Origin of the sequence: Rossellomorea sp. GCM10028870, from assembly GCF_042666755.1 — a bacterium.
Lineage (GTDB): Bacteria > Bacillota > Bacilli > Bacillales > Bacillaceae_B > Rossellomorea.
This window is the reverse complement of sequence record NZ_JBHTGN010000006.1, coordinates 128,379-151,055: the sequence shown is the minus strand read 5'-3', so window position 1 is coordinate 151,055 and position 22,677 is coordinate 128,379. Positions and strand designations below refer to the sequence as shown.

Here is a 22,677-nt window from a genome sequence, read left to right as displayed (position 1 = left end):
ACGGACCTTGAACTGAATCTGATTGTTAGGAAATGCTATCAATCGGGGATTCTGTATTTCACCAAGGTCCGTCCCTCCTTTCTATTTAGAAGGACGGACTACTATATGGGCCGGGTTTTAAGCGCAAATCGCTTTATATCAGTATTCCGTTGAGGTCCGTCCCTCTTTTTAGTCCCCATGTTTCGATCTGATATTTTTGTTTGGGAGACGGGCTTTGGTATAATCATGGTGAATGAATGAATGAATGAAGAAAGGAAGATGACAATGGAAACGATTAAAACGATTACAACTGATGAGTTAGAAAAGAAGTTGAAAAATGGTGAAGATCTGCTTCTCGTGGATGTTCGTGAAGATGAAGAAGTGGCAGAGGGAATGATTCCTGGAGCGAAGCATATCAAAATGGGTGAAATTCCTGAGTCACTTGATCAATTTGATAAAGACAAAGAGTACATCTTTATCTGCCGTTCAGGGAACCGCAGTGGAAATGTCGCTCACTACATGCAGGAACAAGGCTATAAAGTGGTGAACATGGAAGGCGGCATGATGAACTGGGCTGGGGAGACAGCAGAGAAGAAATAATGGTTTTTTATGTGAAGCACGTTCCCTGTTTTTAAGGGAACGTGCTTTTTTGAACAAATGCTTATTATATTAGGTTGTTTGATAGTTAACCTATTTTAATCATGTTTTTTACTCGTATCATATTCAGACAATGCAACAGCAATTTTATCTTCAATATCTCTTAGATTACTAGCCATAAAGTTATTTAATATAATGGAAAATACAAGATTCTTTCCATCTTTAGTAGTCACAAAGCCGGAAAGTGAGGTAGCTCCTGTAATTGTTCCTGTTTTGGCTTTTACATTGCCTTCAGCAAGGGTTCCCTTCATACGGTTTCTCAAGGTGCCTCCCTCCAGGCGATTACTTGCACCTGCAATTGGAAGAGAGTTTAGATAAACTGGGTACCAGTCCTCTTTTTGAACAGTGTAAAGTAACAGTGACAACTCATTTGCCGGAATATTCGTTACATGGGATATACCAGAGCCATCTCGAATTCGCATGGTATCTGTATTTAATCCACGCATTGAAATGTAGTCTTCAAGCACTTCAAGTCCTTTTTCCCAACTACCATCATGATGAACTACCCGTCCCATTTCTTTCACCAACGTTTCAGCGATTGTATTGTTACTTAGCTTCATGAAGGGAACCATTAATTCAGAAAGTGGCATGGACTCTCTTGTAAACAGTACTTCAGCATCTGCTGGAGTTTTTCCGTATTCACCCTGATGTTGTTTGACATGGACTCCTGTTTGTACAAGTGATTTCTTGAACAAATCCAGTGCATAACCAGTAGGTTCCCAAAGCGTCACCCAAGATCGGGCAGTTGAACTATTTACCGGTATAGAACCTTCTACCACAATATTGTTGGACCCATGTTCTCGAGAAACGCTGATCGATCGTGTTCCGCTTTCAATGGTTTTCGTTTTGTTGATGATGGTCGGATAGTTTGTCTCAGGAGAAAGTTTAATGTCTGCTGGCTGCCCTGCTTGTGTAGGGGAAGTTTCAACGATGACGGTACCAGCATCATAATCCGAATCAGGTGAAGCTGTTAGCGCTGAGATTTGAGCACCGTAATAATGCGATTCATCATTCCAGATCATATCTTCAGAAAGCCTGACCGAGTTATACCAACTGTCGTCTGCAATAATATTCCCCTGGATTGTTTCGATATGATTGGACTTTAAGAATGCCGCCATCTTGTCAAAATCCTCTTTTAAAAGCGTAGGGTCACCTTTTCCTTTTAGGTATAGGTTTCCTTTTAAGACATTGCCCACAATCTTTCCATCGGTTAGTACTTCTGTTTTAAATGTGTAATCAGGCCCAAGGGTATGAAGAGCAGCAGCTGCAGTAAAAAGCTTCATATTAGAGGCAGTTTTCAAACGTATATCTCCTAAGCGATCAAGAATAATTTCACCACTTTCAGCATCACGCACACTGACCGAACCAATAGCTCCATTTAAGCGTTCATCTGCTAGTATATCGTGAATTTGCTGCTCTAGATCTGCATTATCAATTGATGCGTTTACTTTTGTAGGAGTCTCAGTTGAGTGAAAGGGGGTCAAGATGAGGGTGAAAAGAAATAAAATTGCTAGTAAACGGTTCCTGGTTAATTGTAACTGGTTCAATTAAATCCCTCCTAAATGGCTAATGCACTAATATTAAATGAAAATTGAGAAAATTATAATATATTTGCAGTATTTATACAAAAAATGAATATATTGTCATATTATACGCTGCTAAAAAGGGATAGAATATGTAACCTTTCTCTTAGTTGGACTCTTCTAAGTCACAATGAAGGAAGTTTGGGGCTTTTTTGTTAATAGGGTAGAGATTTGATACTAATTAAGTCACTAATAAGTGTTTCAGTTGAGATTAGGCAATCTTTAGAATCCCTGAACCCGATTAATGGTGAAAGTAGGGTATTTTATCAGCGAAATACAAGATATATCAGCGGAATTTTCATTTTATCAGCGAAATCCGAGATATATCAGCGAAATCGACAATATATCAGCGAAATCGACAATATATCAGCGAAATCAAAAAAACCCCACAATTCGTAACCCCCCACTAAATCCAAAAGAAATAACCCTTCAATAGTTTGAATACCAACTATTCTGACAATACTAATACCAAAAACAATCCGGGAGGGGATTCCGTGATCCAGGTTAAGGTCTTCGACTACGAGCATGAAAAAGATTTAGAGAAAGATATGAACCAATTCCTCAGTAAAATGGATGATAAAAAGATCGTTGATATTAAATATCACGTAGCGGCGATGTCGGAGGAAGTAGAGGACCAGATCTATTGTTTTTCGGCCATGGTTGTATATAGAAAATAAAAAGGTTGATTGCTCAGAATATGAGAATCAACCTTTTTTTTTTACCATCATACCTTCGCTGCATTCAATCCGGCAAGCCGTCCAGTAACAAGGGCGGAAGTAATATTATAACCGCCTGTATATCCGTGGATGTCGAGTACTTCACCGCAGAAGAAGAGGCCGTTCATCTTTTTCGAAGCCATCGTTTTCGGTTCGATTTCTTTGATGGAAACACCGCCGCCCGTTACAAAGGCTTTATCAATGGATAATGTTCCGTTCACATTGAAGGTGAATTGTTTTAGAAGCTTTGTAAAATGACGGATTTTTTCTGAGGAGATGTGGTCTCCTTTTTCGTCGTGATCAATCTCTGCGCGATCCAGTAAGAATAACAGATATCTCTCAGGGACCAGTCCTTTGAATATATTTTTTGCGGCTTTTTTTCCTTCTTCCTTTACCTGCTTATGAAGGGATTGAAAGAGCTGCTCTTCATTTTGATCAGGCATGGAATCGATTTGCATAGAAACATGGGTCAGGTTCCATTTTTTCATGGCCTTTACCACATATTGACTGCAACGAAGAACAGCCGGTCCGGAAATTCCTAAATGGGTAAAAATCATATCCATTTTATGCGTGATGATTTTCTTTCCCTTAGGATTCAATACGCTCAAATCAACCCTTCGCAATGAAAGTCCTTGCAGCTCTTTCTTCTTAATAAACGGTTCATCCGACGTTAGGGGAACCTCCGTCGGGAACAAGTCGGTAATCGTATGCCCGGCTTTTGTTGCCCACGGATACCCATCACCAGTTGATCCTGTATGAGGGACGGACTTACCTCCAACCGCTATGACGACAGCATTTGCGGCAAGCGTTTCCCCGTCTTTCAAGAGGATGCCGACCGTTTCCCCGTTTTCGTATAAGACTTCCTCCACACTTGTGCTGGTTCGGGTATCCACCTTTAATTCCTTCATGCGGGTCAATAAGGCTTCCACAACGTCCAGGGCCCTGTTTGATACCGGGAACATCCTGCCGTGATCTTCCTCTTTTAATTTAATCCCGAGTTTTTCGAAGAAAGAGATGATATCTTCATTATTGAACTCAGAAAATGCACTGTATAAAAAACGTCCATTTCCAGGAATATGCTTAATGATTTCTTCTATCGGAAGTCGATTGGTCACGTTGCAGCGACCACCACCTGAAATCGCGAGCTTTCTTCCAAGTTTCGTTCCTTTATCAACAAGAAGGACTTTCGCTCCGTTCTCACCGGCAGCGATACTGGCCATTAAACCGGACGGTCCTCCACCTATCACTATGACATCGTATTTCTTTACCATTTTTCCACCAACTTTTAGTTTTGCTTGTTCGTCGCTCAAAAGAGTTTCTCCTTATTTTAAATGGGATGGGTTTTAAATACAACATTCGAAAAAAATTGTCATTCGATTCGTACAGTAGTAAACTACTGATAGTGTGTAAATTTCAAGATGTATTTTATTTTGTTTGTTTAACGAGCAACAAGATATATAGAGAGGGATACTATGTCATCTAAATTAATAAGAGGAACGTTTATCTTAACGTTAGGGACCTTTATTTCGAAGTTTTTAGGTCTTTTTTATGTTATACCGTTTGATGATTTGTTAAAAGGTCATGAAGAGGGGGCATCCCTTTATCAATATGGGTATGTACCGTATACCATCTTTCTGACTGTAGCGACTGCAGGCGTGCCGCTGGCCGTATCAAAATTCGTTTCAAAATATAATGCCATAGGGGAATATGCCGTAGGGCGAAGGTTATTTAAATCAGGCCTGGTGTTGATGACGCTGACGGGGATTGTATCATTCCTCATTATGTATGCATTTGCACCGGTTTTTGCTGAAATGACGATTAAAAGTGATGAGCAGGTTATTTCCGTTGCACAGGTGACAACGGTCATACGCGCAGTAAGCTTTGCACTGATCATCATTCCGTTTATGAGCTTGATTCGGGGATTCTTCCAGGGGCACCAATCCATGGGCCCGACGGCGGTTTCCCAGGTGATAGAACAGATTGTCCGTATCGTGTTCTTACTCGGCGGGATATATGTTGTTTTGAACATTCTGAATGGATCAGTGACGACCGCCATCGCCGTAGCCACATTTGCTGCATTTGTCGGGGGGCTGGCAAGTCTCGGGGCATTGATTTGGTATTGGTTTAAACGAAAGCCTCATTTAGATGAGCTATTAGAGGAAGATCGCGGTCAAGAAGAGATTTCATTACGATCGATGTACAAAGAAATCATCGCCTATTCGATTCCGTTTATTTTTGTGGGGCTCGCCAATCCATTGTTTCAACTGGTTGATCAGATTACATTTAATACAGCGATGGCGGATATAGGGAACGCAAAAATCTCCGACCATGCCTTCGCCGTATTAAACTTCTATACTCATAAGCTGGTTATCATCCCGGTGTCATTGGCAACCGCCTTTTCTATGACGCTGATCCCGTTAATTACGACCTCTTATACAAGCGGCGACCGGAAAACGATGCGTAGAAATATTGACCAAACCTTTCAAATTCTATTGTTTTTAACAGTGCCTGCTGCTTTGGGAATTGCACTTTTAGCTGAACCGACGTATACGATGTTCTATCATAGCGATGCGTTAGGAACTTCTATTTTGAGATCCTATGCACCTGTTGCGATTCTCTTTGCTTTATTTGCTGTTACGGCAGCCATTCTTCAAGGAATCGATGAGCAGAAATTTACGATTTTCAGCTTGCTGGTCGGCTTGCTTCTCAAGCTTGTCCTGAACATACCATTGATTCGCTTATTTGAAACTCAAGGTGCAGTCATTGCCACTGTGATAGGGTATGCGGTAGCGATTTTAATCAATTTATATATCATCAAGAAATATGCAAGATATCAATTCCGACTGATTTTGAGAAGAACAATGTTCATTGGAGCACTGAATGCCATAATGGCAGTGGTGGTATTGGTGCTATACGGTGTACTGGTCCAATTCCTTAATCCGGAATCCGGATTCCAATCGATTATTCTCGTTGCTGTCTGTGGCGGAGTGGGAGCACTCGTATACTTCTACTTAAGCTTAAGAAGTAAATTGGCAGATCGATTATTCGGAGATAAAGTGGCGAGAATTCGCAGCAAACTTCGCATAGGGTAAAGGGAAAAGGGATGATACATGCCGATCATCCCTTTTTTTATTGAGCTTAGCAGGTTAGAAATGGAGAGGGAGGGTTGATTTGCCCTCGTTTTTAAAGAGTCGTTTTCGAGATTTACGCGTCGTTTTCATGATTTTTGCACCGTTAATCAATAATGTGAAATGCGAACGCTAATTATTGTAATATCCAAGCTGTCTTTCAAGTCGCTCTACTTTTCTTTCTAAGCGGTCGACTCTACGGTCCAGACGCTCATATTGTCTCTCCAGTCGGTCTAACCGGGCGTTGACGCCGCCACCATAACCTTGACCAGGAAAACCTGGATATCCTTGACCGCCACCTCCAGGGAGTGGAATAGGAATTAATAATCCGCCTGAACCCTGTTGTCGATATGGATACATATGCTTCACCTCAATTATTTTTTTCATATTTGCTTACCTTTAGTAGCCTATGTTAAGAATAGAAACATGAATGGGTAGGTGCCCATGGACTGGTCAAATCATTAATAAAATCAACATTGAAGACGAACTCAACAAAAACGGAGCGTGATTAATTTGAGAATAGATAAAATGCTTGCCAATATGGGTTACGGCAGCCGGAAAGAAGTAAAGAAATTATTAAAGGATGGCGGACTTCAGGTCAATGGAGAGGTCATTAAGGATGGAAAGGTACATATCAATACGGAGAAGGATACGGTGATGTTGTATGGAGAACAGGTTGAGTATCGTGAATACATCTACCTTCTCATGAATAAGCCACCTGGAGTCATCTCAGCAACTGAAGATGGACAGGATGAAACCGTCATTGATTTACTTCAATTGGAAGATCAGATATTCAATCCATTTCCTGTTGGAAGACTCGATAAGGATACAGAAGGATTCCTTCTCATTACGAATGACGGTCAATTATCTCACCAGCTCCTTTCTCCGAAGCGTCATGTACCGAAAACGTATTTTGCCGTGATTGACGGGGAAGTGACAGAAAAGGACGTGGAAGCCTTTAAAAGTGGAGTCACATTGGATGATGGCTATAAAACGAAGCCGGGGGATTTAACGATCTTAAAATCGGGTTTAACTTCAGATATTGAATTGACGATTACAGAAGGGAAATTCCATCAGGTGAAGAGGATGTTTGAAAGTGTCGGCAAGCGCGTGATCTATCTGAAGCGTTTAACGATGGGACCACTCGAGCTTGATCAAGACCTGGAGCTTGGGGAGTACCGTGAGCTGACAGAAGAGGAAGTAACCCTTCTTAAGGAATATAAGCCGGAATAAAAAACGGGGCAGCACCCTTCGGTAAAGGTGCTGCCCCGTTTCTTTGTTTAAAAAGTCATTTTAGTCCGCTATTCTCGTCTTATGCTTGTCGCCTCTGGGCGAAGCCCGTCCGCATTTCTATGTGTCCAGCTCCGGCGGCTAGTCCCTCGAGGTCATAAGACGAGAACACCAAAAAGGCAAAGGGCGCCTTTCCGGTGTTCTCGTCTTATGCTTGTCGGGCCTGAACGAGCCGCCTCCGCATTTCTATGTGTCCAGCTCCGGCGGCTAGTCCCTCGAGGTCATAAGTCAAGAACACCAAAAAGGCAAAGGGCGCCTTTCCGGTGTTCTCGTCTTATGCTTGTCGGCCTGAACGAGCCGCCTCCGCATTTCTATGTGTCCAGCTCCGGCGGCTAGAGGCTCGAGGTCATAAGCCAAACCTGCCAAAAAGGCAAAAACCCGCCTTTTTGGCAGGTTCGTCTTATGCTTGTCGCCTCTGGGCGAAGCCCTTCCGCATTTCTATGTGTCCAGCTCCGGCGGCTAGTCCCTCGAGGTCATAAGTCAAGAACACCAAAAAGGCAAAGGGCGCCTTTCCGGTGTTCTCGTCTTATGCTTGTCGGGCCTGAACGAGCCGCCTCCGCATTTCTATTAAGAAGTCATCTTCACTTTCTTCTCCGTAGTTGTCCATTGACCGCGACTTGGGCTTTGCACCAAGTCATTGTAAGCTAACACGTTGAGATCTCTTTGTATGGTGCGAGGAGTAATGCCAAATTCGTCTACAAGATCTTGAGTTGTTACAGTACCTTTCTGTTTAATGTACATGTATACAGCTTTGATTCTAGTTAGCATACGATTGGTTGAAGGTTTCAAAGAACCACTCCCTCATCATTTTTCCAAAGGCAAAGACTACATGCGTCATTTGTGCACCTCACGTGCTACCATATGTACTATGCGCTTTAGACAACCCCTTTTCTACATATAAAGTTTACTCATAAGATGTCAGACAATTACATTGTAACCCTAATCCGACAAAATTTCTAGAATATTGTCCAAATTTACAAACAATTTACGTAGTAACTCATGGTTGTATTCCTAGAATATGAATAAAATGCTAAATATATGTATTTTTTATCTTATAAAGCTCTTTTTGTATAGATTATTTCTATCTCACAGAAGAAAGGAAGTTGTCGATTTGCGCTAGAGGATGAGTGTAGGAACAAAACGTGGACCGTTCCTTTCCGCTGGAGGCACAAGATTCCCCGGCCGAACGCTAGCTGCAAGCGAAGCGGTTCCCCTCACCATCCAGCACACATTGATTGACAGAGCCCTGCACTTCCAGGGGTGATTCAGCAAAATTCTCTCTGTTTGGATTTCCCCATGAAACAGTATAAAATGATAGGAGAAGTAAATACATATAGAGCAGGTGGAAACGAATGAGTATCAATTGGACAAATGAAGTGGAGAAGCGGAAGGACGATTTGCTTAAGGATCTGCAACATTTTCTGCAAATTAAAAGTGTGTTGGATGAAGAGAATGCGACAGAGGAAGCACCGCTGGGAAAAGGCGTGAAAGAAGCGCTGGACTATTTGTTAACCCTTGGTGAGAAAGACGGTTTCACCCCTAAGAATGTGGATCATCTTGCAGGGCATTTAGAATTTGGGGAAGGAAATGACCTTCTCGGCATCCTTTGTCATGTGGATGTTGTGCCGGAAGGGGATGGATGGAGTGTCGATCCTTATGGCGGTGAGATAAAAGACGGTAAGATTTTCGCCCGTGGAGCGATCGACGACAAAGGTCCTACAATGGCTGCTTACTATGCCATGAAAATCGTAAAAGATCTTGATCCCACCTTTAATAAGCGAATCCGCATGATCATTGGGACAGATGAGGAAAGTGACTGGAGATGTGTAGAGCACTATTTCAAAAAAGAAGAAATGCCTACAATGGGATTTGCTCCTGATGCCGATTTCCCGATCATTCATGCAGAAAAAGGGATTGCCGACTATGATTTAGTTCAAACAGAACCAGCGGATGCGTCCCAATCAGGCATCAAAGTCCTGTCCTTCGAGTCCGGCCGCCGCTACAACATGGTTCCTGACTATGCAAAGGCAGTCCTTCTAGTGGACGAGGACCATACAAAATGGGTTCAAAACTTTGAAATTTTCACAAAGGAAGAAAACATCAAAGGTAACTATTACATCGAAAACGGCGAGCTTGTTTTTGAAGTCGAAGGTGTTTCTTCACATGGAATGGAGCCTGACAACGGGAAGAATGCGGGTCTCTACTTAGCCGCATTCTTATCACAGCTGCCACTATCTTCTAAAGGAAAAGAATTCTTTGAGTTCACGACCAAGCATTTCTTTAAAGATTCAAGAGGGATTCAACTCGGTGTAAGCTACCGTGACGATATTACGGGAGATTTAACGATCAACGTAGGGAAGTTGCGCTATTCAGATGCTGATGGTGGACGATTAGGATTAAACATGCGTTATCCGGTTACGTTTGAGATGGAGAAAGGAAAGGCAATCATCGAGAACATAGAAGGCTATTCAATTGAGAACTTCTCAGATAGTAAACCTCATCATGTGTCGAAAGACGATGAACTCGTTCAAACGCTGAAAAAGGTATATGAGGATCAAACCGGTGAGAGAGGCGAGTTATTAAGCATCGGTGGAGGGACTTACGCCAGAAGCTTAGAGGCAGGCGTAGCATTTGGAGCTTTATTCCCGGGCCGTGAAGATATTGCTCATCAGAAGGATGAATATATGTATATAGAGGATCTCCTGAAAGCAACGGCTATTTACGCACAGGCTATCTATGAATTAGCCTGTGAATCTTAAGAGAGACAAGGGGAGAGCAGAATGAACACAGTATTTGTAAATGGGGAAGTCATCGATCGTGCCGATGCGAAGATTGATATTGAGGATCGGGGTTATCAATTCGGGGATGGAATCTATGAAGTGATTCGCGTATACGGCGGAAACACGTTCACGATGAAGGAGCATATGGAGCGACTTTATCAAAGTGCTGAAAAGATGAAGCTGTCCATTCCGTATTCGGAAGAAGAACTGACGGCACATCTTCTGGAGCTTATCGATTCCAATCAAGTGAAAGACGGGATTGTTTATGTGCAAGTGACCCGCGGTGTATCTTCCCGTCAGCACCATTTTCCTTCGAAAGATGTAATGGGAAGCGTCGTTGCTTATACCAAAGATTTTCCTGTTCCTCTTCACCAGATGGAGCAGGGTGTAACAGCTAAGCTGGTCGAAGATATCAGGTGGCTGAGATGTGATATTAAGAGCTTGAATCTTCTCGGAAACCTCCTGGCAAAAGAAGAAGCTGCTTCCGAGGGGCATTTCGAAGCCATTTTGCATCGAGGGGATACTGTGACGGAAGGCTCCTCTTCTAATGCATTCATGGTGAAAGATGGAGTCATCTACACACATCCCGCTACAAACCTGATACTCAATGGTATTACTAGAAGAGTCATTGAAGATTTATGCAGAAGAAATAATATCTCTTTTCAAGAAGAGACGTTTCTTGTCCATGATCTTCTCGAAGCGGATGAAGTATTCATCGCAAGTACGACTTCAGAAGTCATGCCCGTCATTAAGATCGATCAACAGGTGGTAGGGAATGGGAAAACCGGTTCTGTAACGAAAAAGCTGCAGGCACTCTTTAGTGAAAGAAAAAGGGAACAAAGCCCGGTAAAATAGTTGGAGGCTTTAAATGAGATTGATTTGTTCACAACCATTTATGAAGACCGAACGTAGAATAGAAGACAACCGGCAATTCACCGTAGAGACAGAGGAGCATCTTTATTTATACAGTGATCGAATCGAGACTCCTACGAAAAGCTTCACCATCAAGGACGTGATGGATGTGACAAGCAAACCATTGTCAGCTTTCTATACTTTTTTGTATCTGCACACGATTGAAGGAGTGTGGACGTTTGTTGTTAAGTCATCTCCTGAACATTTCATTACGCAGTATCATAAGGTTAAATGAACATAAGGAAGAGGCTGCGCCGTTATGGGCGCAGCCTCTTTTGGTTATCGTCCGGATCGAGAAGTAAGTCGAAGCGCTTTTGTATATTAAAATCTGAACAGGTCGCTTGATAGATATCTTTCTCCTGTATCGCAGGCAATGCACACGACTACATCTTCCGGTGATAATTTCTTCGCCACTTCAATGGCTGCATAACAAGCGGCTCCTGATGAAGGTCCTACCAGAATTCCTTCTTCACTTGCCATTCTACGGGCGATATCGTAGGCTTGCTCGTCTTCGATTTTATGAATTTCATCATACACTTCCGTATTTAAAATATCTGGAACAAACCCGGGACTCGTCCCGACTAATTTATGCTTCCCTGGCTTTCCTCCAGAAAGAACCGGGGATCCTGCCGGCTCCACCACATGAACGGCAAGATCCGGGTAGTGCTCTTTTAACACTTCTCCTGTCCCTGTAATCGTGCCGCCCGTTCCGGCAGTCGCAACAAATGCAGATAAGGGCTTGCCGATTTCTTTCATGGCTTCGACAATCTCGAGAGCAGTCGTTTCCCTGTGGGCATTTGGGTTCGCATCGTTTTCAAACTGCATCGGCATGAAGCTGTTTGGAATTTGCTCTGTTAATTCTTTCGCTTTTTCAATAGCACCCGGCATTTTGTCATCTCCAGGTGTTAAGACTACTTCAGCTCCATATGCTTTTAACAGATTAATACGCTCTTGAGTCATCGTATCGGGCATCACCAGGATTGCGCGATATCCCCTTGCGGCTGCATTCATGGCAAGGCCGATGCCGGTGTTTCCACTCGTCGGCTCTATAATGGTCGATCCTGCCTTCAATAAGCCTTCCTTCTCTGCTTCAACGATCATTTGAAAGGCAGCACGGTCCTTCACACTTTTACTCGGATTATAGAATTCTAATTTAACATACACATCCGCCCCGTCAGCAGGATTGAGGCGATTTAATTTGACTAGTGGAGTGTCCCCGATCAATTCAGCAATATTTTGTACAACTTTCATGTTCAACTTCCTTTCAGAAAACGTTCTTCTTCTATCGTACTAATTCATATAAATCTTATCAAATAAATGCGCTTTGTATTTCATTTTTATTGCATTTCCTCCTATTCATTCTCTCTCATGACACATTTTGCTAAAATGGTAGTAATAAATGAAAGGACGAGTGATATGTTGAAAGCTCACTATTTCTTTGCACTTTCCCTGTCTCAGGAAACGAAACGCCATATTCATAAATGGACGCAGCCAATGAAGGATGAGGATTCCTTTCAGCGCTGGGTGCACCCGCAGGATTATCACATCACATTAGCCTTCTTAGGAAATGCGGATGAACTTCAACCCGTGATCCATAAAGTAGGGGCTCTGGAGTGTTCTGCCTTCCCTTTAACCCTGGATTACTTCGGGATCTTTGGCAAAAGTGATTCACCCAGAATACTTTGGATGGGTGTTCAGCCATCAGAAGCATTACAACGGGTTCGGGACCGTATGTATGATGCGTGTGAAGAAGCGGGCTTTCAATTAGATAAGAGACCTTTTTCTCCACATATCACAGTAGGGCGGAAGTGGAATAAAGACTTCCCTTTTACTCCCGAATGGTTAAATGCGTTTCAGCCGACTGATACCCACTCCTTCACAGCAGGAGAAATTGTGTTATATCAAACCCACTTAGATAGACTGCCAAAGTATGAAGCCATTTACACCAAATCATTACAGGCATATCGACCGTCATGAAAGGATAGATTCATATGGCACAACTGATTAAACTCCAAGATTACGTTTCCAGGTACGAAACGGATTTATATAAATATCCTTCCCAATTTGTCCGATTAAAAAAGCAGCAATGGGAAAAAATGAAACAACATTGGGAAAACGGCGATCTTCCTCCCGTTACACCCATCATGAAGGATGAAGTGCCAGAGGAGGAAGGGAACTCCATGAAGGAGAAGCTCTTTTCACTCTTTAAAAAGAAAGGAGCTCAAGAAGAGGAGCAGTCAAGTTCTATTCAACTGAATGATGACGAAATTGAAATCGAAATGGATTCACATCAAGATATCTCTACAGAGGAAGAATTAAAGGTTTCCTTCCTGGACCTTTTATTTGATTTTCAGTTGAGATGGGCAAGCTCCACGATTATGGAGAAATCCTATGTAGACAACAGCTATCATTATGACGAACGCTTGCGCTACCTGCTTCAGCGCTTTCCAGATAACATATTCGTGATGTACAACCCGCTACTAAGAATTAAACAAGCACCTGTAGAGCTCGAAACCATTTTGATCACTCCGACAGGAATATGGTGCCTAACCTTTCTTGAATTTGAGGAAGGAACCGCCTATATCGGATCTGGAGAACGATTTTGGCTGAAAAAATGGGGAGATGTCGAGACGAAGGTATTAAACCCTCTTATCGGTCTAAGGAGAATGGAGAGTATACTCCATCAGATCATTCAATATGAAGGAGTGGAGCTCCCTATTTATAAAGGTGTGATAAGCAGGAATGGATACATAGATTACCCACAGGCTCCAGTGGGCATCCAGTTTCTGGATAAGCGGTATCACAACGAATGGTTCCAACAGCAGCGTTCAAGCTCTTCTCCAATCAAGAGTGTGCAGCTAAAAGCGGCACAAGCCATCATGGAGTATTGCGAAACCACTTCTTTCAGAAGGCTTCAGTGGGAAGAACAGACGGTTGGTTCAGATGAGAATCAACAATGAAAACGATTTTTATCGTGAACCCTTCTGCAAAGAACCATCATTCCTTAACTTCATGGAATCAATTTAGTCGAACAATCGACATTCCATATGAAATGTTTGTGACAGAGCACCCCGGGGACGTAAAGAGCATTGTCGCAAGTAAGGTCAACGAATCTCCTGACGAATTGCTCTTGGTCGTGGGAGTCGGTGGAGATGGCACCATGAACTCTGTGGTCAGTGGAACAATCGGTTTTGACAAGGTCGTTATAGGGTATATTCCATCAGGAAGCGGTAATGATTTTGCAAGAGGCTATAATTGGCCTAACAATCAAAAACAAGCATATACCTTAATAAAGCAGGGATTAAAAAAAGAGGATATCGTGCTTTTGGATTCTGGTCAATATTCCATGAGCAGCGGACCAAATGGGCATTTTGTGAATAATATAGGAATAGGCTTTGATGCGCAAATTGCCCGGATGGCAAATCGTTCTCCCTTTAAAAAGTGGTTGAACAAATGGTCCCTTGGGCAGTTGATCTATCCTATCCTTCTTTGTAAGGAAGCGTTTACGTTTAAACCTTTTTCTCTTTCGATAAGGGTCGATGGAAAAGAACAACGGTTCCACAAGGTATGGTTTGTGACGATTTCGAATCAGCCTTTTTTTGGCGGAGGGATGAAAATCGCCCCACAGGCCTGTCCTCAAGATGGCTACATCGATATGACTCTCGTCCACGGTTTATCCAGGTGGAAATTACTCTTGGTCTTTCTATCCGTCTTCTTCGGAAAACATACGGCTTTCAAAGAAGTCAGCACGCGTACGGGAAAGATGATTACGGTTCGATCGAGTCAGGATGTACCTGTTCACGCAGACGGAGATACTATTGAAGAACTGAAGAAGGCTGATGAATTGAAGGTGAATGTTCTTCCATTAAGTTGGAAAATGTTAAACAGAAGTGGGTGGCAGAAGTGTTAGTCATTAGCAGGCATTACGATGCGTTTTTAGATATGTTCAATACGATTACTATGATTCTTCCATACGATTATCATGAAGGTCATTCAAGTCACTTCACCCTGATAAAGGGAAGTGAAAAAATAGCTCTTCACATTGAAGAAAAGATTCCCCTCAATGATGCCATGAAATATGTCACGACAATCCAAGGCGAAAAGGTTATTTTAGGGAAAACGTATGAAGTGGTGGATGAGCATAACACAAAGACAGACCTGCAGATCGGGGCGGTCATTAGAACCGAGGAATTTGATCAACGCTATTATTACGATGGGGATGACCTTGGTGTTACATACCAAGAAGGGTGCACCGTATTTAAAGTATGGGCTCCCACGTCAACAGAGGTAAGATTAAAGCTGAAATCCCCTGATGATGAAGAAATCCAGTATCCATTCGCGAGAGTCGAGAACGGCGTATGGGAATGTAAGGTGAATACCAATGTAGATGGGTATTATTATACGATTCTTACGTGCATCAATTTAGTATGGGATGAATCGATCGATCCATACGCTAAATCCGTTTCCTACGATAGTGAGTGGGGATGTGTTGTAAATCTGGGTAAAGGTGAGGCTCTTTCCTCCCTTCCACCATTATCATCTCCGACGGATGCAGTCATTTATGAGTTGAACATTCGCGATTTCTCAGCTCAAAAAGAAAGCGGCATGAAATATAGAGGAAAGTATCGTGCTTTTACAGAAAAAGGGACTTCCACTCCAAGTGGATTCAGCAGTGGACTTCAGTACCTGAAGGAGCTGGGGATCACCCATGTTGAACTGCTTCCTGTAAATGATTTCGATGGGGTGACCGATCACCCTGCCGATAAAAACTACAATTGGGGATACAATCCTTTGTTTTTTAACGCACCTGAAGGAAGCTACAGCTTAAAGCCTGAAGATCCATATGAACGAATCAATGAACTGAAAAGCGTGATTCGAAGCCTTCATGAAGAAAATATCAGGGTCATACTGGATGTGGTGTACAACCATGTTTTCATTCGGGAGGATTCGTCTTTTGAAAAGCTCGTACCCGGATATTTCTTCCGTCATGATGAAAATGGCTTACCGTCAAACGGGACCGGAGTGGGAAATGACTTTGCTTCCGAACGCCTGATGGCCAGGAAATTCATCGTTGATTCGATTCTTTATTGGATAGAAGAATACGGTGTCGACGGCTTCCGTTTTGATCTAATGGGAATTCTTGATATTAAGACAATGGCCACAATCCGTGAAGAAGTGGAGAAGGTTTTGCCAGGAGCCATTTTAATAGGAGAAGGTTGGGACCTGAATACGCCTCTGCCCCCCCATCAAAAAGCTAACCTGCGTAACGCCCATCAACTTCAAGGTATCGGTCAATTCAATGATTGGTTCCGGGACACGATTAAAGGAAGTACCTTTAACTTATATGACAAAGGATTTGCCCTCGGTCACGGTCATTTGGAACAAAAAGTGGAACTCGTCCTGACTGGAAGTGTCGGGATGAAAAATGGAGAAAGAGGACTCTTTAAAGAGCCGACTCAATCGGTCAACTATGTGGAATCCCATGATAACCACACCCTTTGGGATAAAATGAAGGCTTGTTTAAATGAAGAAGAAGGAACCCTTATGGATCGCCATAAATTGTCAACTACGATGGTGCTGTTATCACAAGGAATCCCTTTTCTTCATGCAGGACAGGAATTCTACAGAACGAAAAACGGCATTGAGAATAGCTACAATTCTCCAGTGGAAATCAATCAATTAGACTGGGTCAGAAGAGAAGAATATGATGAGGTTGTCCAATATGTTAAAGCGCTGATTCAAATCCGTAAAAGTCACGGCGCCTTCCGTTTTCAGAAGAGCGGGTTGATCAGGGAGCATGTAGAAGTCTCCCATAGCATTGAAAATCTTGTCGTCGTTCACTATCGGAATGTACACCCGTATGGTCCGTGGAATGAGATCTTCATGGTCTTCCATTCAGATACGAAAAAATGTGACTATTCTCTTCCAGAAGGAAAAGATTGGATTTGTTTATCAGATGGTAATCGGGCAAATGTAAACGGTCTTTATGAGGTAGAGAAGCCGACCATAACCCTTGAACCCGTCTCTTCCTATGTATTTGTAAGGTAACAGTTCATTCCAGTGCTTGACGAAAACGCAAGATGACGATAAAATCTTAAACAGATGGCTATTGATTGTATTGCCCAATAGCTGTCTTTTTTATTTTATAAGACTTTTTTTGACAGTAAATAAATGAATTTAATAATATCGTAAAGAACATATAAACATGACAAAGGACCAATAGAAGGTGAATATATTGGAACACTTATTTGACCAAGATTGGGAAATAGTCCCCGCAGGCGGTGCAACTGGAGAAGCGTTCTTTGCTCAGTATCAGGAGCAAAGATTATTTCTGAAACGTAATTCCTCCCCTTTTGTAGCTGTATTATCAGCAGAAGGAATTGTGCCAAAGCTTGTTTGGACAAAACGAATGGAAAACGGGGATGTCATAACGGCACAACACTGGTTAAATGGGAGAGAATTAAAGCCTGAAGAGATGAAGGATGAAAGAGTGGCCAGGCTGCTCAATAAGATTCATTCCTCTAAGCCGCTTTCAACCATGCTTGAGCGGTTGGGAAAAGAGCCGTTTCAACCCGAGCATATGCTCACAGAAGTGGAGACAGGCTTAGAATTCGATCTTCTTTCATTACCTGTCATCAGAGAGGCACTCCTGTTTCTTCAAAAAGAGCTTGTGGATGTTCAACAAGAAGAATATGTAGTTTGCCACGGAGATGTTAACCATAACAACTGGCTGCTGTCTGATTACAACCAGTTGTATTTAATTGATTGGGACGGGGCCATGATTGCAGACCCGGCCTTTGATGTAGGTCTGTTATTATACTGGTATATCCCTGAGGAGCAATGGGAAGGCTGGTTAACTCAATACGGCGTTGAGTTAACCGATAACTTAAAGCTGCGAATGAAATGGTATGTGGTCGCACAAACGATTTTATCCATTCAGTGGCATAAAGGGAAAGCACGATTCCACGAGATGAATCATTGGATTGAATACTTGCATAAGGTGATCTGATTTATTAAGAGTAGCTATTCATATCCGTAACCCATTGGGACAAGTTTTCTTGATTGGTCGTGATATGGTTCGATAAGTCAGGTGAGGATATCCCGCTCTGACTGTACTGATAAATTTCTTGCAGGACAGGCTTTACGTTTTCATGAATATCAGCGTTAACCATTAATGACTTCACCAATCGTTCAACTTGCTCACATTCAGAAACCGAACCGCAGCAATCCGTGCTGTGATTGCTTAAAATATCTGATAATAACTGCATTTGATTCTGTGAATTTAAAGGCATAGAGTACACCCTTTCATTTTCGTCTCTCAAAGATTTAAAGAAAACACGTACTTTTTCAGCCCTTCAAAATGACCAGACCCGAAAAAGGAATTCACTAATAGTGTGTGAATTCCTTTTTCATTTATGCGCGCTTTTTGAGGGACGGACCTTAAGTGGGTATGTTAGCCAGAAGATCCGAAACGGGATTGGCTCTATTTTGGCTCTTGCACAGGACGGATAGTCGTGGTATGTTTTTTTCGATAATAAAAAAAGAGGTGTCTACATGCGTTTACGTAATAAACCGTGGGCTTCTGAGAAAATCAGTGACCATCCACAGTATGTTGTGGCAGAACCCCAGGAGATAAAAGGTCAATGGAATAAAGAGTTTGGTAATGACAATCCTATCCACATCGAGGTAGGAACAGGAAAAGGTCAATTTGTCACGGAGATGGCCAGAGCCAATCCGGACGTTAATTATATTGGAATCGAGTTATATGAAAGCGTCATTGTAACAGCTCTTGATCGTTTAATCGAAGCTGAGCTTCCTAACGTCAAGCTGTTAAATGTCGATGCAAAGAACCTGACTGAATACTTCGCATCGGAAGAAGTAAGTCGAGTATACTTGAACTTCTCTGATCCATGGCCGAAAAACAGACATGAAAAACGTCGACTGACTTATAAAGATTTTCTGAAGCTATATGAAGATGTGCTGATCAAAGGCGGAGAAATCCACTTTAAGACAGACAATCAAGGCTTATTCGAGTACTCATTAAAGAGCTTCTCCTGGTACGGCCTGCATCTGAATTTCTTGAGCCTCGACCTTCATAATAGTGAGTTTGAAGGCAATATCATGACTGAATACGAAGAAAAATTCTCAGCCAAAGGCCAAAGAATCTACCGGGTCGAAGCCCAATATCAAAATCAATAATTCACAGCTAAAGCAGCCCTGCAGATCTCGCAGGGCTGTTTTTTCATATTGGCTGCAGCGATCCGAGCATCCACCTATAAGTTGTCCATAAATTCTGATAAAATAAAAGGGTATGAACAAAGGAGGAGTCAAAATGGAAACGTTGAAAGTTGGAGATCTAACGATACACTGGCTGAATGGCGGCGTCACTCACATGGATGGTGGAGCTATGTTCGGAGTGGTCCCAAAGCCTCTTTGGTCAAAAAAATATGCCGTGAATGACTTGAATCAGATCGAATTACGAACAGATCCGCTCTTTTTCAAATGGGAAGGGAAGAATGTATTAATTGAATCAGGTATTGGTAAAGGGAAGCTGAATGAGAAACAAAGACGTAACTATGGTGTGCATGAAGAGTCGGATATCGAGAGATCCCTCGAAGCACTGGGCTTGAAACCAGATGATATTGATGTGGTGTTGATGACCCACATGCATTTCGATCATGCTTGCGGTTTAACAAAATATGAGGGCGATACGCTTGTTCCTGTATTCCCGAATGCAACCATTTACACCTCCCAAGTGGAATGGGATGAAATGAGAAATCCGAATGTGCGCTCCCGCAATACATACTGGAAAGAAAATTGGGAGAGTATTCAATCCCAAGTGGAAACGTTCGAAGGAGAAAAGGAAGTACTTCCTGGAATCACAATGGTGCATACGGGAGGTCACAGTGACGGGCATTCGATTATCCTTTTAGAGCATAACGGGGAGAAGTTCATTCATATGGCAGATATCATGCCTACTCACGCGCACAAAAATCCACTGTGGGTACTGGCTTACGACGACTATCCAATGACGTCCATCGATGCCAAAGACAAGTGGATCAATCAAGCGATTGAAGGAGAATACTGGTTCCTATTCTATCATGATGCGGTTTATAGAGGGATCAAGTGGAATAGAGATGGAGAAATCGTTGATCACGTACTGAGGGAAAAATAATGATGTTTGAGAAAAGGATGGTCCCAAGGCATGCTGGGATCATCCTTTTAAATCATGCTGTTTTGCCATTTTTAAGATAAAGGATACACATCCACAACAGTGCCCGTATACGCATCTGCTAAAAATTCATATTGCTCCAGTTCACCGTCTTTTCTTCTGGATACGCCACCTTTATAAACTTTCGTTGTTACCGAGTGCTTCTGATAGTCTTCGGGCTTCATTCCGATCCAGGAGCCATCGATGTTCCCCTCTTTTTTGAATGAAAGTTTTACGTCCCTTAAAACTTTTTCGGCAGAAACCATGTTTGAATCATCCAGTTTTTCTTTAAGAAAATATCCGCCTACTGCCCCGATTCCGATTCCAATCATGAAAGATTTCCAGTTCATTTTTTATTCCCTCCACAGGCAATGAGTATTTGATGTTAAGGGATAGCATACTATCCACTATCTCCCTGGTGATTCTCGATAATTTTCCATCTATAGGTACATTCTATCAAAGAAATAATAAAAAAGAGAACTCCTTTTCATCTCAATTGGTGGTAAGACGTTCGAAAGTTCTGTAAAATAAGATTATACATAAAGTAGATTTTATATAAAAGGGGCATATGACATGAAACAAGATACGTTGGAACTTTTTAAAACATTGACTGAATTGCCGGGAGCACCCGGTAATGAGCATGCGGTCCGTAAATTTATGAAAGAACAATTGTCTCAATACTCAGATGACATTGTCCAGGATCGCCTGGGTGGGATATTTGGAGTGAAAAAAGGCAAAGATCAGGACCCTGTTGTCATGGTGGCGGGACATATGGATGAAGTAGGCTTTATGGTCACGTCCATTACGGATAATGGGATGATCCGTTTTCAAACCCTTGGCGGATGGTGGAGTCAGGTCCTGTTGGCTCAGCGTGTTCAGATCATTACGGATAACGGGCCTGTAACGGGTGTAATCGGAAGTATCCCCCCTCACTTGCTGGGAGAAGAACAACGAAGAAAGCCGATGGATATCAAGAATATGCTCATTGATATCGGTGCGGATGATCGGGATAATGCACTTGAAATCGGGATTAAACCAGGGCAGCAGATTGTACCGATTTGTCCGTTTACACCAATGGCGAATGAGAAAAAAATACTTGCAAAGGCCTGGGATAACCGTTATGGATGCGGATTGTCCATTGAACTGTTAAAAGAGCTGCAAGGTGTGACACTTCCCAACACCCTATACTCTGGAGCCACGGTTCAGGAGGAAGTCGGACTACGCGGTGCCCAGACAGCAGCTAATATGATTAATCCGGATATTTTCTTTGCCCTCGATGCAAGTCCGGCAAATGATATGTCAGGGGACAAAAATGAATTTGGCCAATTAGGGAAAGGTGCTCTTCTTCGCATTCTTGATCGTTCAATGGTTACCCACAGAGGCATCAGGGAATTCGTTCTTGATACAGCTGAATCAAATGACATTCCTTATCAATATTTTGTTTCTCAAGGCGGAACAGATGCCGGAAGAGTACATATGTCAAATGAAGGGGTCCCAAGTGCAGTTGTTGGTATCTGTTCAAGATATATCCACACACATGCATCCATGATACATGTAGATGATTATGCAGCTGCGAAAGAACTGATTGTCAAATTAGTGAAGCAATGTGATCGTTCTACAATCCAATCGATTAAATCGAATGCATAAGTAACTCTTCTAAAAAAATAGACCAAAAAGACTGTCTCGTTCAGGTACTTCTTGAGACAGTTTTTTTATAGAGAGAAAAAGAGTGCGCCAGCACGGCGTCTCTTATATAGAAATGAGGTATTTATTTGTTAAAAGTAGCAATTGGAACGACCAACCCTGCAAAGGTACAAGCCATTCAAAAGGCATTCAACGAACAATACGAGGACGTTCTTTTCGAGTGTCTCAAAACAGAGTCTCATGTAAGTGAGCAGCCTTTTTCTGATCAAGAGACGATCGAAGGTGCGCTAAATCGAGCGAAGAACGTATTACGGGCATCAGATAGTGAGATTGGTATTGGTCTTGAAGGGGGAGTGACGGAATCACTATATGGAATGTTTGTCTGTAACTGGGGTGCTCTTGTGGATCGCAGCGGGAACGAAATCATCGGGGGAGGTGCCAGGATTTCCTTACCTAAAGAAATCAGCAGCAAGTTAAAGGCTGGGAAAGAGCTGGGACCCCTGATGGACGAGTATACTCAAAAGTCTGGGGTTAGAAAAAAAGAAGGTGCTATCGGTGTGTTTACGAATGGGCTCATTACAAGAGAGGCCATGTTCCTGCACGTGGTTCAGCTGTTGATAGGCCAGTGGCAGTTCAGGAATAAGGTGTAGGGCAAATAATCCATCATACTTTTACCTATAAAAGGTACTTGGCCCATACCAAATCTACCAGCCCCTCATAGGATGGAGTATATCAGACTTTATTATATCTGATAAATTCTTTCTAAGGAGGTTAGAA

General features: G+C 42.5%; 23 protein-coding genes. 16 read left to right on the top strand and 7 right to left on the bottom strand.

Features of this window, described 5'->3' with window-relative positions; translation table 11 throughout:
* Positions 1-264: 264 nt before the first annotated feature.
* The gene (locus tag ACFQWC_RS21265) at positions 265-579 is read left to right on the top strand and encodes a rhodanese-like domain-containing protein (protein WP_377109031.1); all 315 of its coding nucleotides are present in this window, start codon (positions 265-267) and stop codon (positions 577-579) included.
* A gap of 95 nt (positions 580-674) precedes the next feature.
* On the opposite strand, the gene dacB is transcribed toward ACFQWC_RS21265, so the two are convergent.
* The gene (dacB, locus tag ACFQWC_RS21260) at positions 675-2,183 is read right to left on the bottom strand and encodes a D-alanyl-D-alanine carboxypeptidase/D-alanyl-D-alanine endopeptidase (protein ID WP_377109030.1); all 1,509 of its coding nucleotides are present in this window, start codon (positions 2,181-2,183) and stop codon (positions 675-677) included.
* Positions 2,184-2,713: 530 nt separating this feature from the next.
* Between dacB and ACFQWC_RS21255 the strand changes: the two genes are divergently transcribed.
* Complete coding sequence (locus ACFQWC_RS21255) at positions 2,714-2,896, top strand: sporulation protein Cse60 (protein ID WP_044340313.1); 183 nt, start codon at positions 2,714-2,716, stop codon at positions 2,894-2,896.
* 47 nt (positions 2,897-2,943) lie between these two features.
* Here ACFQWC_RS21255 and ACFQWC_RS21250 read toward each other — a convergent pair whose 3' ends face one another.
* Entirely contained in the window at positions 2,944-4,206 is a 1,263-nt protein-coding gene (locus tag ACFQWC_RS21250) for a BaiN/RdsA family NAD(P)/FAD-dependent oxidoreductase (protein ID WP_377109064.1), read from the bottom strand.
* A 201-nt stretch (positions 4,207-4,407) separates the two neighbouring features.
* Here ACFQWC_RS21250 and ACFQWC_RS21245 point away from each other — a divergent pair, with 201 nt between their 5' ends.
* Positions 4,408-6,027 carry a putative polysaccharide biosynthesis protein gene (locus ACFQWC_RS21245; RefSeq protein WP_299739412.1) on the top strand — a complete coding sequence of 540 codons (1,620 nt, stop codon included), beginning with the start codon at positions 4,408-4,410 and terminating at the stop codon, positions 6,025-6,027.
* A 168-nt stretch (positions 6,028-6,195) separates the two neighbouring features.
* On the opposite strand, the gene ACFQWC_RS21240 is transcribed toward ACFQWC_RS21245, so the two are convergent.
* Positions 6,196-6,450, bottom strand: coding sequence for a hypothetical protein (locus tag ACFQWC_RS21240; RefSeq protein WP_299739410.1), 255 nt, complete (start codon positions 6,448-6,450; stop codon positions 6,196-6,198).
* Between the two features lie 126 nt (positions 6,451-6,576).
* On the opposite strand from ACFQWC_RS21240, the gene ACFQWC_RS21235 reads away from it, so the two are divergent.
* Entirely contained in the window at positions 6,577-7,296 is a 720-nt protein-coding gene (locus tag ACFQWC_RS21235) for a pseudouridine synthase (protein ID WP_299739408.1), read from the top strand.
* 624 nt (positions 7,297-7,920) lie between these two features.
* Here ACFQWC_RS21235 and ACFQWC_RS21230 read toward each other — a convergent pair.
* Entirely contained in the window at positions 7,921-8,142 is a 222-nt protein-coding gene (locus ACFQWC_RS21230) for a DeoR family transcriptional regulator (protein WP_044340309.1), read from the bottom strand.
* A 563-nt stretch (positions 8,143-8,705) separates the two neighbouring features.
* Here ACFQWC_RS21230 and pepV point away from each other — a divergent pair.
* From pepV to ACFQWC_RS21215, 3 genes are read left to right on the top strand one after another with little or no spacing between them, the layout of a single operon-like run.
* On the top strand, positions 8,706-10,112 hold the full coding sequence (gene pepV / locus ACFQWC_RS21225) for a dipeptidase PepV (RefSeq protein WP_341356842.1): 1,407 nt from the start codon (positions 8,706-8,708) through the stop codon (positions 10,110-10,112).
* 21 nt (positions 10,113-10,133) lie between these two features.
* Positions 10,134-10,988: a D-amino-acid transaminase gene (gene dat, locus ACFQWC_RS21220; RefSeq protein WP_377109029.1), complete on the top strand. Its 855-nt coding sequence runs from the start codon at positions 10,134-10,136 to the stop codon at positions 10,986-10,988.
* 13 nt (positions 10,989-11,001) lie between these two features.
* Positions 11,002-11,280, top strand: a complete 279-nt coding sequence (locus ACFQWC_RS21215; RefSeq protein WP_299739399.1) for a hypothetical protein — start codon at positions 11,002-11,004, stop codon at positions 11,278-11,280.
* A gap of 86 nt (positions 11,281-11,366) precedes the next feature.
* Here ACFQWC_RS21215 and cysK read toward each other — a convergent pair whose 3' ends face one another.
* The gene (gene cysK, locus ACFQWC_RS21210; protein WP_299739397.1) at positions 11,367-12,296 is read right to left on the bottom strand and encodes a cysteine synthase A; all 930 of its coding nucleotides are present in this window, start codon (positions 12,294-12,296) and stop codon (positions 11,367-11,369) included.
* 165 nt (positions 12,297-12,461) lie between these two features.
* On the opposite strand from cysK, the gene thpR reads away from it, so the two are divergent.
* From thpR to ACFQWC_RS21185, 5 genes are all read left to right on the top strand, one after another.
* Positions 12,462-13,022, top strand: a complete 561-nt coding sequence (thpR, locus tag ACFQWC_RS21205; protein WP_299739395.1) for an RNA 2',3'-cyclic phosphodiesterase — start codon at positions 12,462-12,464, stop codon at positions 13,020-13,022.
* A 14-nt stretch (positions 13,023-13,036) separates the two neighbouring features.
* Positions 13,037-14,005: a nuclease-related domain-containing protein gene (locus ACFQWC_RS21200; RefSeq protein WP_377109028.1), complete on the top strand. Its 969-nt coding sequence runs from the start codon at positions 13,037-13,039 to the stop codon at positions 14,003-14,005.
* The gene (locus ACFQWC_RS21195) at positions 14,002-14,955 is read left to right on the top strand and encodes a diacylglycerol/lipid kinase family protein (protein ID WP_377109027.1); all 954 of its coding nucleotides are present in this window, start codon (positions 14,002-14,004) and stop codon (positions 14,953-14,955) included. The genes ACFQWC_RS21200 and ACFQWC_RS21195 overlap by 4 nt, the downstream gene beginning before the upstream one ends.
* Positions 14,949-17,093: a type I pullulanase gene (pulA, locus tag ACFQWC_RS21190; protein ID WP_377109026.1), complete on the top strand. Its 2,145-nt coding sequence runs from the start codon at positions 14,949-14,951 to the stop codon at positions 17,091-17,093. The genes ACFQWC_RS21195 and pulA overlap by 7 nt, the downstream gene beginning before the upstream one ends.
* Before the next feature lie 187 nt (positions 17,094-17,280).
* Positions 17,281-18,054, top strand: coding sequence for a phosphotransferase (locus ACFQWC_RS21185; protein ID WP_377109025.1), 774 nt, complete (start codon positions 17,281-17,283; stop codon positions 18,052-18,054).
* A 4-nt stretch (positions 18,055-18,058) separates the two neighbouring features.
* Here the strand turns inward: ACFQWC_RS21185 and ACFQWC_RS21180 are convergent, their stop codons facing one another.
* Positions 18,059-18,337 carry a YtzH-like family protein gene (locus ACFQWC_RS21180; RefSeq protein ID WP_377109024.1) on the bottom strand — a complete coding sequence of 93 codons (279 nt, stop codon included), beginning with the start codon at positions 18,335-18,337 and terminating at the stop codon, positions 18,059-18,061.
* Between the two features lie 262 nt (positions 18,338-18,599).
* Between ACFQWC_RS21180 and trmB the strand changes: the two genes are divergently transcribed.
* A complete protein-coding gene (gene trmB / locus ACFQWC_RS21175) occupies positions 18,600-19,244 on the top strand; it encodes a tRNA (guanosine(46)-N7)-methyltransferase TrmB (protein ID WP_299739383.1) in 645 nt (214 codons plus the stop codon).
* Positions 19,245-19,377: 133 nt separating this feature from the next.
* Positions 19,378-20,220: a YtnP family quorum-quenching lactonase gene (locus ACFQWC_RS21170; RefSeq protein ID WP_299739381.1), complete on the top strand. Its 843-nt coding sequence runs from the start codon at positions 19,378-19,380 to the stop codon at positions 20,218-20,220.
* A 71-nt stretch (positions 20,221-20,291) separates the two neighbouring features.
* On the opposite strand, the gene ACFQWC_RS21165 is transcribed toward ACFQWC_RS21170, so the two are convergent.
* Positions 20,292-20,606 carry a PepSY domain-containing protein gene (locus ACFQWC_RS21165; protein WP_299739379.1) on the bottom strand — a complete coding sequence of 105 codons (315 nt, stop codon included), beginning with the start codon at positions 20,604-20,606 and terminating at the stop codon, positions 20,292-20,294.
* Positions 20,607-20,829: 223 nt separating this feature from the next.
* On the opposite strand from ACFQWC_RS21165, the gene ACFQWC_RS21160 reads away from it, so the two are divergent.
* Together ACFQWC_RS21160 and ACFQWC_RS21155 are read left to right on the top strand one after the other, a co-directional pair.
* Positions 20,830-21,903 carry a M42 family metallopeptidase gene (locus ACFQWC_RS21160; RefSeq protein WP_299739377.1) on the top strand — a complete coding sequence of 358 codons (1,074 nt, stop codon included), beginning with the start codon at positions 20,830-20,832 and terminating at the stop codon, positions 21,901-21,903.
* A 125-nt stretch (positions 21,904-22,028) separates the two neighbouring features.
* Complete coding sequence (locus ACFQWC_RS21155) at positions 22,029-22,550, top strand: DUF84 family protein (protein WP_299739375.1); 522 nt, start codon at positions 22,029-22,031, stop codon at positions 22,548-22,550.
* The last annotated feature ends 127 nt before the right edge of the window (positions 22,551-22,677 follow it).

Bases quoted from the DNA above. Each gene is read 5' to 3' on its own strand.
- ACFQWC_RS21200 (WP_377109028.1), top strand. From the start codon at position 13,037: ATGGCACAACTGATTAAACTCCAAGATTACGTTTCCAGGTACGAAACG.
- ACFQWC_RS21240 (WP_299739410.1), bottom strand. From the start codon at position 6,450: ATGAAAAAAATAATTGAGGTGAAGCATATGTATCCATATCGACAACAG.
- ACFQWC_RS21180 (WP_377109024.1), bottom strand. From the start codon at position 18,337: ATGCCTTTAAATTCACAGAATCAAATGCAGTTATTATCAGATATTTTA.
- ACFQWC_RS21250 (WP_377109064.1), bottom strand. From the start codon at position 4,206: ATGGTAAAGAAATACGATGTCATAGTGATAGGTGGAGGACCGTCCGGT.
- ACFQWC_RS21160 (WP_299739377.1), top strand. From the start codon at position 20,830: ATGAAACAAGATACGTTGGAACTTTTTAAAACATTGACTGAATTGCCG.
- ACFQWC_RS21170 (WP_299739381.1), top strand. From the start codon at position 19,378: ATGGAAACGTTGAAAGTTGGAGATCTAACGATACACTGGCTGAATGGC.
- trmB (WP_299739383.1), top strand. From the start codon at position 18,600: ATGCGTTTACGTAATAAACCGTGGGCTTCTGAGAAAATCAGTGACCAT.
- cysK (WP_299739397.1), bottom strand. From the start codon at position 12,296: ATGAAAGTTGTACAAAATATTGCTGAATTGATCGGGGACACTCCACTA.
- ACFQWC_RS21195 (WP_377109027.1), top strand. From the start codon at position 14,002: ATGAAAACGATTTTTATCGTGAACCCTTCTGCAAAGAACCATCATTCC.
- pepV (WP_341356842.1), top strand. From the start codon at position 8,706: ATGAGTATCAATTGGACAAATGAAGTGGAGAAGCGGAAGGACGATTTG.
- dat (WP_377109029.1), top strand. From the start codon at position 10,134: ATGAACACAGTATTTGTAAATGGGGAAGTCATCGATCGTGCCGATGCG.
- ACFQWC_RS21265 (WP_377109031.1), top strand. From the start codon at position 265: ATGGAAACGATTAAAACGATTACAACTGATGAGTTAGAAAAGAAGTTG.
- thpR (WP_299739395.1), top strand. From the start codon at position 12,462: ATGTTGAAAGCTCACTATTTCTTTGCACTTTCCCTGTCTCAGGAAACG.
- ACFQWC_RS21165 (WP_299739379.1), bottom strand. From the start codon at position 20,606: ATGAACTGGAAATCTTTCATGATTGGAATCGGAATCGGGGCAGTAGGC.
- ACFQWC_RS21215 (WP_299739399.1), top strand. From the start codon at position 11,002: ATGAGATTGATTTGTTCACAACCATTTATGAAGACCGAACGTAGAATA.
- ACFQWC_RS21245 (WP_299739412.1), top strand. From the start codon at position 4,408: ATGTCATCTAAATTAATAAGAGGAACGTTTATCTTAACGTTAGGGACC.